This window comes from Microbacterium sp. GXF7504, assembly GCF_054798235.1.
In genome coordinates, this window is sequence record NZ_JBSJZI010000001.1 from 207,758 (window position 1) to 220,488 (window position 12,731).

Below are 12,731 nucleotides of genomic sequence, written 5' to 3' on the forward strand. Positions count from 1 at the left end.
TCAGAGGGTCCGTCGCCCTTCGAACGCGCGGCCGAGGGTCACCTCGTCCGCATACTCCAGGTCGCCACCGACCGGCAGGCCCGACGCGAGCCGGCTCACCCGGATCTCGAGGGTCGTCAGCAGGCGGCTGAGGTAGGTGGCGGTCGCCTCCCCCTCGAGGTTGGGGTTGGTGGCGAGGATGACCTCCTGCACCGAGCCGTCGGCGAGCCGCTGCATGAGCTGTGCGATGCGCAGGTCGTCCGGCCCGACGCCGGCGATCGGGCTGATCGCGCCGCCGAGCACGTGGTAGAGGCCACGGAACTCGCGGGTGCGCTCGATCGCCGCGACGTCCTTGGCGTCCTCGACGACGCAGATGAGCGAGCCGTCACGGCGCGGGTCACGGCAGATGCTGCAGCGCTCCTGCTCGGACACGTTGCCGCACACCTCGCAGAACCGCACCTTCTCGCGCACCTCGCCGAGCAGCTGCGAGAGCCGCTGCACGTCGAAGTTCGGGGTCTGCAGGATGTGGAAGGCGATGCGCTGCGCCGACTTCGGTCCGATGCCGGGGAGGCGCCCGAACTCGTCGATCAGTTCCTGGACGATGCCGTCGTACATCAGGCGAACCTCGTCGGGGCCGAGTACGGCTCCTCACGGATGAAGCGGGCGCCGAGCATCTGCCGCACGACCGCCTCGCCGTAGCGCTGCACGCCGCCGGGCGCGGGGCGCACGGGCTGCGGGACCACCGGCGGCACCTGCGCCTGGGCGGCGGGCGGGTCGACGACGTCGAGGTCCTCCTCGTCGCCCTCGTCGGACGGCGCGACCTCGGATGCGGGCAGGATCGCCCCCTCGCGGACCGGGAACACGGTGGCACGGGGCGCCGCCGCATCCTCCGGGTCGTCGTCGACCGCGAACTGGGCGGGCGGGACGGCCGGGTCGGAGGTCGGGATCTGCGCGACCGCCCACTCGGTGACGGGCGCGGCCGTGGCGAGGCGGGCACCGCCGGGTGCCGGCGCGGCGGCACCGGCGGGACGAGCGGATGCGGGCGGCGCGGCCGGCGGGGACGCCTCTGCGCCGCCGCGGGGCGGGGCGGGCGGGGCGGGCGGCGCCGGCGGCCCGTCGTCGCCGTCCTGTCGGGCGATGTACTTCACCCGGATGCCGAGCACGTGCTGGATCGCCTGCCGGAGGTCTTCGCTGGGGCCCTGGCCGGCGGCCCGCTTCTTGAACGCGGCGACGTCGGAGGCGCTCTGGAACCCGAGCGTGAGGATGTCGCCGTCGAGCGCGACGACCCGCGCCGACGTGGCGATGAGCCACGAGGACCGGCTGATCCCCTCGAGGGCGGCGAGGACCTCGGGCCATGCGTCGCGCATGTGCTCGACGGTGACCGGTCCGACCGGGCGCGCGGGCGCGGGGGTCGTGGGCTCGGGCTGCGGCTCGGCGGGCGCCTCGGTGACGGGCGGCGCCGCGGCGGCTGCCGCGGGCGTCGCCGCCGTCGCCTGCGCGGGGGCGGGCTGCGCGGCGGGGGCGGCGGGGGGCGGCGCGGGGGCGGCGGGCGGCGTCGCGCTCGGCGCGGCGACCGGCGCGGCGGCGAGCGACGGGGCCGGGACGCCGACGGGGGCGGTGCCGGCGCCCGTCGCGGGCGCGGCGGTCTGCGAGAGCACGCGGGCGACCATGAGCTCGAGCTGCAGGCGCGGCGAGGTCGCACCGGTCATCTCGTCGAGCGTCGCGATGACGATGTCGGCGGTCTGCGAGAGGCGGTCGGCCCCGAAGGCCGTGGCCTGCGTCGCCATCCGCTCGAGCTCGTCGGCGGGGACGCCGCGGAGCACGGCCGATGCACCCGCGCCGGTCGCGGCGACGACGATGAGGTCGCGGAGGCGTTCCAGCAGGTCTTCGATGAACCGGCGGGGGTCCTGTCCGGTCTGCACGACGCGGTCGACCGCGCCGAACGCACCGCCGGCGTCGCGTGCGGCCAGCGCGTCGACGATCGCGTCGAGCAGCTCGCCGTGCGTGTAGCCGAGCAGCGCCACGGCACGCTCGTACGCGACGGAGGTGCCCTCCGACCCGGCGATGAGCTGGTCGAGCAGCGACAGCGTGTCACGGGGCGAGCCGCCGCCGGCGCGGACGACGAGCGGGAGCACGCCCGGCTCGACCGCGACGCCCTCGGTCTCGCACAGCTGCTGCACGTACTCGAGCATCGCGGCGGGCGGCACGAGCCGGAACGGGTAGTGGTGGGTGCGGGAGCGGATGGTCCCGATCACCTTCTCCGGCTCGGTCGTCGCGAAGATGAACTTCACGTGCGCGGGCGGCTCCTCGACGAGCTTCAGCAGCGCGTTGAACCCCTGCGGGGTCACCATGTGCGCCTCGTCGAGGATGAAGATCTTGAACCGGTCTCGGGCCGGCGCGAACACGGCGCGCTCGCGGAGGTCGCGGGCGTCGTCGACACCGTTGTGGCTCGCGGCGTCGATCTCGACGACGTCGAGCGATCCCCCGCCGCCGCGGCCGAGCTCGACACAGCTGTCGCAGACGCCGCAGGGGGTGTCGGTCGGACCCTGCGCGCAGTTCAGGCAGCGCGCCAGGATGCGGGCGGACGTGGTCTTGCCGCAGCCGCGTGGCCCGGAGAAGAGGTAGGCGTGTCCGACGCGGTCGGCGCGGAGGGCCGTCATGAGCGGGTCGGTCACCTGGGACTGCCCGATCATCTCGCCGAACGCCTCGGGGCGGTAACGGCGATACAAGGCGGTGGTCACCCGTCAAGCCTACGGGGTGCCGCCGACATCACGGCAGGCCGCCGCATCCGTCCGCACCTCCCCCGGATCGACGAACCGCGGGGTCAGCCCTCGGCGGGGAGGGCGCCGCGCAGCACGTGGAACGTGCAGGTGGTGACGCCCGCCGGCTCCTCAGCCTCCAGGGCGAAGGATGCGGTGTCGCCCGGGCGACGTCCTCCACCACGGCGATGCCGCGGGCGCGCACGTCGGAGGTGTCGTCGATCCACGACACGGTGACGACGGAGTCGGATGCGTCGTCACCGCCGTTCGTGACGGTCCCCTCGACCTGCTGGGCGCCCGGCGCGGTCATGGTGTAGCCGTCGGCCGTGCAGGTCATCCCCGCGCCGCGGGGCGAGGGTGTCCTGCGGGCACGGTCGCCCGCGAGCCGCGGGTCGTCGACCCGCACGTCCGCCACCGGCACGTTGCCGGTGTTCGTCACGGTGACCCGGTACGTGACGAGGTCGCCCACGTCCGGGATGCCGGAGCCGTTCGCGTCCTCGACCGACACGACCTCCTTGACGAGGTGCAGTGCGGCCTCGGGCATCCGGGCCGGGGTGCTGGTCTCGTCCTGCGGGCTGCGCACGGCGCCGCCGTCGGGGTCGACCGCACGGGCCACCGCGGTGTCGTGCACGGCGCCGGCGCGCTCGTCGGCTGCCGTCACGGTGGAGACGCCGGAGACGGTGCACGCACGCGCCTCACCGGGCACGAGCGGGCCCGCGCCGCAGTCGAGCGTCATGCCCTGTCCTGCGAGGAGCGCGTCGTCGACGGCCACGGAGCGCAGCGGCACGTTGCCGGTGTTGCGGACCGTGAACGTGTACGCGATCGTGTCGCCGCGGCCTTCACCAGTGCGATGCCCTGCTGGGGCGTCGTGGTCGGGACTGCGACGGTGTCGGGGACGGACTCGCGCACACCGCCGTCGGGGTCTTTCGCCACGGTGACCGTGACGATCCGCAGCGGGACGCTCCACCAGCGCGAACGGGTGTACAGCTTCTTTCGGCGCACGACGAAAGGCCCTATCTCGAGAACATCGCAGCGACTCCCCAGTCGGCCGCATCAACCTTCGAGCCTAAGCCTGGCTCGGTGAGCGCGGCGACGCGTTCCGGAAGCAGGTGAAGGTCGCCGCGTTGGATCCGTTCGCCGGATACAAGACCCGCGATCGACGACAAGCTCGACGACGCCGTCGCCGTCCTCGACGCGTTCCACGTTGTGAAGCTCGGCACCGCCGCGGTCGACGAGGTCCGCCGTCGCGTTCAGCAGGACACCCTCGGGCACCGCGGACGCAAGGGCGACCCGCTCTACGGGGTGCAGACCATCCTGCGCGCCGGGGCCGAGAACCTCACCGAGAAGCAGCGGGTGAGGCTGACCGCGGCGATGGAAGCCGACCCCGCGCACGACGAAGTGTTCGTCGCTTGGCAGTGCGCGCAGCAACTCCGCTCCGCCTACCACCAGGGCGATCTGGCCGCGGGGCGGCGGATCGCTGAGCAAGTCGTCGACACGTTCCACACCTGCCCGATCCCCGAGATCGCACGACTGGGCCGCACCCTCCGCCGCTGGCGCGACGCGTTCCTGGCGTACTTCACGACGGGGCGGTCATCGAACGGTGGCGCCGAGGCCGTGAACGGGATCATCGAGCTCCACCGCCGCCTCGCCCGCGGCTACCGCAACCGGCACCACTACCGGCTCCGCATGCTCCTCGCCGCCGGCGGACTCACCCCATGACCCCCACCGGATGTCCGAAGAGCCGCTAAAGGACAGCGCCGCGGGCCGTTCGCGGGCCCCCACAACGCGCTCACCGCACCCGTTGTGGGGGCCCGCGTTCAGCGGGGTGCGGGTCGACGGGCTGTGATCTGCAAGACAACCGCAAACACGATGGCCGCGGTAGCAGCGACCGCGATCCACGCTGCTGTTTCCGCTCGGGTACTGAGCGAGCCAGGGCAGAAGGAGAAGCTGTCGGCAGGCTGGGGCATGGGCACGAAAACCGACCCACACACCGATGACACAGGCAGCGCTAGAACTAGCAATGCCACAACAAATAGGAGACCCCCGGCGGCGTAAAGGAGTGCCCACACATAGCGCATGGCTCGAAATGTACAGCCGGTGCTGATGCTCTGGAAAGCTAATCGCGCGTTAACCCCGAACAGCTACGTCTGCTTCAGCTCGTTCTGATACCACTCGTCCCGTTCTGGCGCGCGATCGCGACGGGCGTCACGACGGTGGAGGCGTCGTTGGCGGTTGGCGTGTCGTGGCCGGTGGGTGCCCGCTGGTTTCGCCACGCTGGCGGCATGCCGCCGATCAGCTTGGCCGAGCCCACGGGCCGTTACCTGACCTTCGAGGAGCGTGAGGAGATCGCGAGCCTACGGGCAAAGGACAAAGGCGTGCGGGAGATCGCCCGCTCTCTGGGGCGTGACCCGGGGACGATCTCGCGCGAACTGCGCCGCAATGCCGCCACCCGTGGCGGGAAGCAGGAGTATCGGGCCACGGTCGCGCAGTGGAAGGCGCAGCAGGCCGCGAAGCGGCCCAAGCCCTCCAAGCTCGTGACCAACGACAGGCTGCGCGAGTACGTCCAGGAGCGCCTTGTCGGCACGGTCCGCCGCGCCGACGGCACCCCTGCCCCCGGGCCGACGACCGCGGAGTGGAAGGGCAGGAACAAGCCCCACCGGCAGGACCGACGGTGGGCGACGGCGTGGAGCCCGGAGCAGATCTCGCATCGGCTTGAGATCGACTTCCCCGATGATGAGTCCATGCGCATCAGCCACGAGGCGATCTACCAGGCCCTGTTCATCGAGGGCCGTGGCGCGCTGAGCCTCGATCCACCGATGAGCCTGGGTGTTGAGCGGGTGCCGTGACGCGGAAATGCCCCTCGGATCAGGGAAAATAGAGCTTGTCTAAGGTTCTAGTTCCCGGAAACGAGAGGCATCTCGTAGGTGCAATTCAAGCATGCTCCCGCTGCCGTGTCAGCGGTGTTCGATGATCCGAATCTCGTGTCGGCCGCGGTCGCGTGTTTGCCGCGCGCGAAGTTACGCCGACTCGTACACGGCGGAAGCGATCTCCTCCAGTTTCGGGCCTAGCTGTACTGACCCGGATCGTTGTTGACGTAGGAGAGGCCTCCGGGGTCGAGTTGGAGCTGTCTAGTTCCTCAACTCGTTCACACGGAGGCCTCTCTTGTCCCACGGTAATGCTCGGCTGGCTCCGGCCGGCAGGTTGATCCTTGTCCAGCGCATCCAATCGGGACGCGCGGTCGCGCACGTCGCGGCGGAGATGGGCATCTCTCGAACGACCGCGTGGCGGTGGTGGCGACGGTTCCGCGAGGAGGGTCCGGCGGGACTGACCGACCGTTCCAGCGTCGCCCGCACCCACCCGTCACGGACCGGCCCCTGCGCGGAGACGCGGGTGCGGATCTTGCGGCATCTCACCCGCCGCGGGCCGGTGTTCATCGCGAACAAGCTCGGCATGCATGCCTCGACCGTCGGCCGGGTGCTGCGCCGCCACCGGATGCCGCTGCTGCGGGAGCTGGACCCGGTGACCGGGAGGGTGATCCGCGCCACCCGCCGTTCCGCGCAGCGCTACGAGCACGACCATCCCGGCTCACTGATCCACGTCGACGTGAAGAAGCTCGGCCGGATCCCGGACGGCGGCGGTTGGCGGGCGCACGGCCGCAGCGAGAAGGTCCGTGGGCGCGGGATCGGTTACGACTACGTCCACACCGCGATCGATGACCACTCCCGCGTCGCCTACGCCGAGACCCACGACGACGAGAAGGGCGCCACCGCGGCTGGATTCCTGGAGCGCATGATCGCGTTCTACGCCAGCCTCGGCGTCACGGTCGAACGCGTGATCACCGACAACGCGTTCGCCTACCGCAACTCCACCGCGTTCCACGCCGTGATCGATGCGCACGGCATCAAACAGAAGTTCATCCGACCGCACTGCCCGTGGACGAACGGGAAGGTCGAGAGACTGAACCGCACCCTCGCCACCGAGTGGGCATACGCGCGCCCCTTCACCTCGAACGAGGAACGCCGCGCCGCCTTGCCCGCATGGCTCGACCACTACAACCTAGAACGGCACCACCTCGGCATCGGAGGCATGACCCCCATCGACCGAATCAACAACGGTCGAGGTCAGTACACCTAGCGCTTGAACAGCTTCAACAACGGCAGCGTCGGGTCTCCCCGTCCCCTCGAGAATGTCGCCTGTGTCGCCGGCGATCATGTCGAGCTTGTCACCAATATCGGAGAGGTCGTCCCTGATCTGGGTGAGCAGATCGACGACGTCAGACATTCCCCAGATAGACGCTTCGGAGTTTTCGCTCATACGAGCAGACAGTAGCTCCCGCCGCCCTGCTAGACAAAGGACAAATCTACGGAAGGGAAACGCAGATGTCGTATAGCGATGTGGAACGGTTCGCCAATGCAGCTGGCGCGAGCGCGAACCAGGCTCGATTTGCCACCGGCGACGATGCCACGTATAAGACAGCCGAAGCGGTTGGCTATCTCGCGCAGGCACTCGCCGAGTTAGCAGGCACGCTCCGCCGCTCGGATCGCTAGGTGCTCTTCCTCGTGAGGTTGTGAACGCGTTCGGCTGGGGTTGATCCGCCGATCCCGGTGTGGGGTCTGTGGTGATTGTAGTGATGGAGCCAGGTTGCGTAGGTCGCTGCGCGTTCGGTCTCGGATCGGTAGGTGCTGGCATAGGCCCACTCGGCGGCGAGGGTGCGGTTGAAGCGCTCGACCTTGCCATTGGTCTGTGGACGGTAGGGGCGGGTGCGACGGTGCTTGACGTGCTCGCCGAGTGCGGCAGCGAACGCTCGGGATCGGTAGCAGGAGCCGTTGTCGGTCATCACCCCGGTGACGGTGATGCCTGCGCGGGTGAAGAACGCGTTGGCGCGTTCCCAGAAGCCGGCTGCGGTCTCTTTGCGCTCGTCGGTGAGGATCTCCGAGTAGGCCAGTCGTGAGTAGTCATCGACGGCGTGGTGCAGGAACGCGTAGCCGAGTCCCTGTTTCTTGTTGTTCCGGTTGCCGACCGTGCGCCCGAGCATCCGGTGTCCGCCGCCGTCCGGGATGCGACCGAGCTTCTTGATATCGACATGGACGAGCTCGCCCGGTGCGTTCTTCTCGTAGCGGACGGGCTTCGCCTTGCGCACCGGAAGGCCCGTGGCCTGGTCGACGTGGGCGAGCAGCGGCATCCGGTAGCGGACAAGCACCCGGCCGACCGTTGATCGGGGGACATGCAGGTGGTAGCCGATCCTGTGCGGGCCCCACCGGCGGGTGAACCGGAGCGCGATGATGCGTCGCTCCAGGCGCTGCGACGATCTGGACGGCATCGTTCGCGGCCTGGAAGTGCGATCGGTCAGAGCCAGCCCGGCCCGATACCGGCGCGCCCACCTGGACGCGGTCGCTGGCGAAACCTGGAATCGTTCCGCAGCTCTTCTGAGGGCCCAGCCGTCGTCGACGATCAAAGAAGCCAGCCGGCGACGCCCTTCCGGCGTCAAAGGCGCGTTAGCGTGAGTCACGAAGACCTCCGTGGAATCCGATGTGAGGGTGGTACCCACATCGTCCCGGAGGTCTTCACCTACCTCAGCCGTTCACAACGTGTCGAGGAAGAACAGCTAGGCGACCCCTACCCGGCGGGACGGAGGAGCCGAGCCCACGCGCGGCGCGCCTCGCGGTAGCTGGTGACTCGCTCGTCGCTCACTGCGTCGGAACGCAGGCGATTGACATCAAAGTCATTACCCAGATCGGGCAGGACTTCTGAGTCGCTGATCTTGATCTGGCCTACGGTTTTCATACTGCGATTCTACTCCGCATCGCCGACATTGCTCGGATTGGTCGCGGCGCGACCTGATGACGTCACGAGGGCAACAGCGGGCGCCAGTACGGCGGCGACCAACCGAAGATCGTTCACATTCGATTCGGTAAGGTCGTCCGTCGTGATTGCGTCCATGGTGAGCAAGCCAAAGGCGTTGCCCGTCGACTGGATCGGCATGGAGATGAAGGTGTTGTAACCGTCGCCGCTGCCTTCATAGTCCGATAGCGCCTTCCCTGCTATGTCGTCTTCGAATCGGTGGCGACCACTCGCGAGGAGCTTGAGAACAGAAAGAGTACGTGGAGTCAGCGGAACGAATGGGTTCGGACGGTGTCGGTGACCATTCGCCTTCCACGCGATGGGATCCAGACCGTCGCCGTCTTCGTTGAGCAGGTACACGCAGACACGCACACCTTCGGTCGGCTCCAGGCGGAGCGTGGCGTAGACGCACTGCTCGGCAATGGTACTGAGGCGCTCAACCCTCTTCCCCGGGGTCAGGGAGACCATCTCTGCAACCGCTTGGGAGATCGGCGCAAGAGTGTCGGACAGGAAGGTTCGCTCAATGTGTGCCCGCTTACGGACTACACGGTCACCGGCGTCTCGGACGAGGAAGGTCCCAAACGAGACCAACGTGCCGATAACCCCCGCGGTAAGCCAACCTTGCCCCCAGATTTGCCAGAGACTCAGCCCGAGCGTGCCCACAAGCACGGCGGCGTACTGAACGAACAAGACCGGCTCATAGACCATGCGGAGCAGCGCCGCCATCAACGTCTTCGACGCGTGGATCGCTTCCTTGGATTTCTTCCCCACGCCAAGAACTTAGCCTCGATCCACCGATGAGCCCTTGTCGCGAGACTGCATCGCAGTCTCGCGGTCCGGGAAACGGGTCAGACGTCGAGGGGGGACTCGGCGTCGGCTGCCGTGGGCACCGCGCCGGTCACGACCGGCACGCTCGTCGTCATCACCGGCACGGATGCGGACAGCAGCGTGCCGTCCTCACGGCGGGCGTCGACGAACTGGCGGAGCGTCGGCCGACCGGGGCGCACCGGGCCCTGCGTGGCCAGCGGCACCACGACCTCCTCGCCCGGGGCGACCGAGTAGCCGACGCCGCGGACGAGGAACGGCACCCGCGCACCGTCGCCCTCGGCGCGCACGATCATCTCGTCGCGGCGGAGCGTGATCCGCAGCTTCGTGCCGTGCCAGGTGAGCGTGTACGCCAACTCGGGCCAGGATGCGGGCAGGCGCGGGTCGAAGGTGAGCTCGCCGTAGTGGTCGCGCATGCCGCCGAACCCGCCGACGAGCGAGGTCCACACGCCGCCGGCGGACGCCACGTGCACACCGTCGGCCGCGTTGTTGTGCAGGTCGGCGAGGTCGACGTAGATGCCGTCGAGGAAGTAGTCCAGCGCCAGGTCCTGGTAGCCGACCTCGGCGGCGAGGATCGACTGCACCACGCCCGACAGCGTCGAGTCGCCGGTGGTCAGCGGGTCGTAGTACTCGAAGTCGGCGAGCTTCTCCTCGTCGCTGAAGTGGTTGCCCTGCAGGTACAGCGCGAGCACCACGTCGGCCTGCTTGAGCACCTGGTACCGGTAGATCACCAGCGGGTGGAAGTGCAGCAGCAGCGGACGCTGGTCGTCCGGCGTGTGCTCGAGGTCCCACATCTCCCGCTCGAGGAAGACCTCGTCCTGCGGGTGGATGCCGAGCGCCGGGCTGAACGGGATGTGCATCGCGTCGGCGGCGCGCTCCCAGCCCTCCGCCTCGGCGGGGTCGAGCCCCAGCCGCTCCGCCATGAGGCGGTAGGCATCCGGGGCCTCCTCCGCCATCGCACGCACCGTGCGGGCGGCGAAGCGGAGGTTGAAGCGTGCCATGACGTTCGTGAACAGGTTGTCGTTCACGACGGTGGTGTACTCGTCCGGGCCGGTGACGCCGTGGATGTGGAAGCTGTCCTCGCCGTCGATCTCCTCGCGCCAGAAGCCGAGGGTCGCCCACAGCCGCGCGGTCTCCACCGCGATGTCGACCGCCTCGCGGTAGAGGAAGTCGATGTCGCCGGTGGCGCGCACGTACTTCGCGAGGGCGAAGCTGACGTCGGCGTTGATGTGGTACTGCGCGGTGCCGGCGGCGTAGTACGCGGACGCCTCCTCGCCGTTGATCGTGCGCCAGGGGAAGAGGGCGCCGGCCTCGTTCAGCTGGAACGCGCGCTTGCGCGCGGCGGGCAGCATGAGCACCCGCATCCGGAGGGCGTTCCGCGCCCAGAGGGGCGAGGTGTACGCGAGGAACGGCAGCACGTAGACCTCGGTGTCCCAGAAGTAGTGGCCGCTGTACCCGGAGCCGGTGAGGCCCTTCGCCGGCACGCCCATGGCGTCGGCGCGGGCCGCGGCCTGCGCGAGCTGGAACAGGCACCAGCGGGTCGCCTGCTGCAGGTCGTCCTGGCCGCCGATGCGCACGTCGGAGCGGTCCCAGAAGTCCGCGAGCCAGGCGCGCTGGCGCTCGCGCAGCTCCTCGACGCCGACTTCCGCGGCCCGGTCGAGGGTGCGGCGGCAGCGGTCGATGAGCTCGCGGGCGGGGACGCCGCGGGACGTGTGATAGCTGACGGTCTTGGTGACCTTCACCGGCACACCGGCCTTCGCGTGCACCCGGAACACGTTCTTGGCGATGTCGGGCTCGATGAGCGCGCGCGAGTTGTATTCGTTCTCGGTCTCGATGACGTGGTCGGCGGCCACCGCGACGGTCATGCCGGACTGGTTCACGCGGTAGCTGAGCACCGCACGGTTCTCGTCCTGCCAGTACTCCTGCGGCACGAGCACCCGGTCGGCGACCCGCTCGGCCTTGCGGGGGTCCCACCCGGCCTTCTTCTGCGCGCTCGGCGAGCCGCCGTAGACGTCCTCGCCGTCCTGGCGATTCAGCAGCTGACACGAGATCACGACGGGGGCGTCGGCGTCGAGCACCGTCACCTCGATGCTCATGATCGCGAGGTGCTTCTCCTCGAACGAGACCATGCGCTCGTAGTCGATGCGGACGGTCTTGCCCGACGGCGTCCGCCACAGCACGTGACGGGTGAGCACGCCCTCCTTCATGTCGAGCACGCGCTCGTACTCGAGGATGTCGGCCACGTCGAACGACAGCGGTTCGTCGTCGACGTAGACCTGCATCACCTTCGCGTCGGGGGCGTTGACGATCGTCTGGCCGACCTCGGCGAAGCCGTAGGCCTGCTCGGCGTGGCGGATCGGGAACGTCTCGTGGAACCCGTTGATGAAGGTCCCCTGCTCGTGTCCGAACCGTCCTTCGGGCTGATTGCCCCGCAGCCCCAGGTATCCGTTGGCGACCGAGAAGATCGTCTCGGTCACCCCGGCGTCCTCCAGGGAATAGGACGTCTCCACCAGTCGCCAGGGGTCGACGGGGAACCGGTCGCGATCCATCATGTGCGGGAAAACCTTCTCTCGGGTATGTCGACAGGTCAGTCTACGAATGCGGCGAGGTCGTCGACGACCACGTGTGCGCCGGCCTCGCGCAGCGCATCGGCGCCGGCGCCCCGGTCGACGCCCACGACGAGCGCGAATCCGCCGGCGGATGCGGAGCGCACACCGCTCTCGGCGTCCTCCACGGCGGCGCTGCGGGCCGGGTCGACCCCCAGCATCCGGGCGCCCTCGACGAACACGTCCGGCGCGGGCTTGGAGGCCAGGCCGTCCCGCTCGGCGATGACGCCGTCCATGACGACGGCGAAGCGGTCGCGGATGCCGGCCGCCGCCAGCACCTCCTCGGCGTTCTTGGAGCTCGAGACCACCGCGACCGGCACGCCTGCGGCCACGAGGCGGTCGACGAGGGCGATGGAGCCCGGGTACGGGCCGATGCCCTCCGCCCGCAGCACCCGCGCGAACACCTCGTTCTTGCGGTTGCCGATGCCGCACACCGTGTCGGCGGACGGGTCGTCGGCGGGGTCGCCCCACGGCACCTCGACGTCGCGACTGCGCAGGAGGCTCGCGACCCCGTCGTAGCGCTTCTTGCCGTCGAGGTACCGGAAGTAGTCGTCGTCGGTGTAGGGCGGCTCGATGCCCCAGGCGGCGAACAGCTCCTCGAACATGGTGCGCCAGGCGTGCATGTGCACCTCGGCGGTCGGGGTGAGCACGCCGTCGAGGTCGAAGAGGACGGCGTCGTAGCTCGCCAGGTCGGGCAGGTCGGTCACGGATCCTCCGATGG

9 protein-coding genes and 2 pseudogenes are annotated in these 12,731 nt (G+C 69.4%); 3 read left to right on the forward strand and 8 right to left on the reverse strand.

From position 1 onward, the window contains the following. The 3 genes from recR to ACWAUO_RS01025 are packed head-to-tail and all read right to left on the reverse strand — an operon-like array spanning position 1 to position 3,792. Positions 1-594 (reverse strand): recombination mediator RecR, encoded by a 594-nt coding sequence (gene recR, locus ACWAUO_RS01015; protein WP_460772328.1) that lies wholly within the window; start codon positions 592-594, stop codon positions 1-3. Beyond that, positions 594-2,720: a DNA polymerase III subunit gamma and tau gene (locus ACWAUO_RS01020; RefSeq protein ID WP_460772330.1), complete on the reverse strand. Its 2,127-nt coding sequence runs from the start codon at positions 2,718-2,720 to the stop codon at positions 594-596. Before ACWAUO_RS01020 ends, recR begins: the two co-directional genes overlap by 1 nt. Positions 2,721-2,748: 28 nt before the next feature. Next, on the reverse strand, positions 2,749-3,792 hold the full coding sequence (locus ACWAUO_RS01025; protein ID WP_460773271.1) for a DUF7507 domain-containing protein: 1,044 nt from the start codon (positions 3,790-3,792) through the stop codon (positions 2,749-2,751). 19 nt (positions 3,793-3,811) lie between these two features. Here ACWAUO_RS01025 and ACWAUO_RS01030 point away from each other — a divergent pair. From ACWAUO_RS01030 to ACWAUO_RS01040, 3 genes and pseudogenes are all read left to right on the forward strand, one after another. Further along, positions 3,812-4,457: pseudogene (locus tag ACWAUO_RS01030) on the forward strand (ISL3 family transposase); the annotation flags it as partial. 461 nt (positions 4,458-4,918) lie between these two features. Next, a pseudogene (locus tag ACWAUO_RS01035) lies at positions 4,919-5,548 on the forward strand (transposase); the annotation flags it as partial. Between the two features lie 352 nt (positions 5,549-5,900). Then, positions 5,901-6,872 carry an IS481 family transposase gene (locus ACWAUO_RS01040; protein WP_460772331.1) on the forward strand — a complete coding sequence of 324 codons (972 nt, stop codon included), beginning with the start codon at positions 5,901-5,903 and terminating at the stop codon, positions 6,870-6,872. A 409-nt stretch (positions 6,873-7,281) separates the two neighbouring features. Here the strand turns inward: ACWAUO_RS01040 and ACWAUO_RS01045 are convergent, their stop codons facing one another. From ACWAUO_RS01045 to ACWAUO_RS01065, 5 genes are all read right to left on the reverse strand, one after another. After that, positions 7,282-8,247 carry an IS481 family transposase gene (locus tag ACWAUO_RS01045; RefSeq protein WP_460772333.1) on the reverse strand — a complete coding sequence of 322 codons (966 nt, stop codon included), beginning with the start codon at positions 8,245-8,247 and terminating at the stop codon, positions 7,282-7,284. 107 nt (positions 8,248-8,354) lie between these two features. Continuing rightward, entirely contained in the window at positions 8,355-8,522 is a 168-nt protein-coding gene (locus tag ACWAUO_RS01050) for a hypothetical protein (RefSeq protein WP_460772334.1), read from the reverse strand. 9 nt (positions 8,523-8,531) lie between these two features. Further along, the gene (locus ACWAUO_RS01055; protein WP_460772336.1) at positions 8,532-9,350 is read right to left on the reverse strand and encodes a hypothetical protein; all 819 of its coding nucleotides are present in this window, start codon (positions 9,348-9,350) and stop codon (positions 8,532-8,534) included. A 77-nt stretch (positions 9,351-9,427) separates the two neighbouring features. Beyond that, positions 9,428-11,956: a glycoside hydrolase family 65 protein gene (locus ACWAUO_RS01060; protein ID WP_460772337.1), complete on the reverse strand. Its 2,529-nt coding sequence runs from the start codon at positions 11,954-11,956 to the stop codon at positions 9,428-9,430. Between the two features lie 35 nt (positions 11,957-11,991). Then, complete coding sequence (locus ACWAUO_RS01065; protein ID WP_460772338.1) at positions 11,992-12,717, reverse strand: HAD family hydrolase; 726 nt, start codon at positions 12,715-12,717, stop codon at positions 11,992-11,994. Between the last annotated feature and the right edge of the window lie 14 nt (positions 12,718-12,731).

Coding starts and splice junctions, on each gene's coding strand:
- recR (WP_460772328.1), bottom strand. CDS start 594: ATGTACGACGGCATCGTCCAGGAACTGATCGACGAGTTCGGGCGCCTC.
- ACWAUO_RS01025 (WP_460773271.1), bottom strand. CDS start 3,792: ATGCGGCCGACTGGGGAGTCGCTGCGATGTTCTCGAGATAGGGCCTTT.
- ACWAUO_RS01050 (WP_460772334.1), bottom strand. CDS start 8,522: ATGAAAACCGTAGGCCAGATCAAGATCAGCGACTCAGAAGTCCTGCCC.
- ACWAUO_RS01060 (WP_460772337.1), bottom strand. CDS start 11,956: ATGATGGATCGCGACCGGTTCCCCGTCGACCCCTGGCGACTGGTGGAG.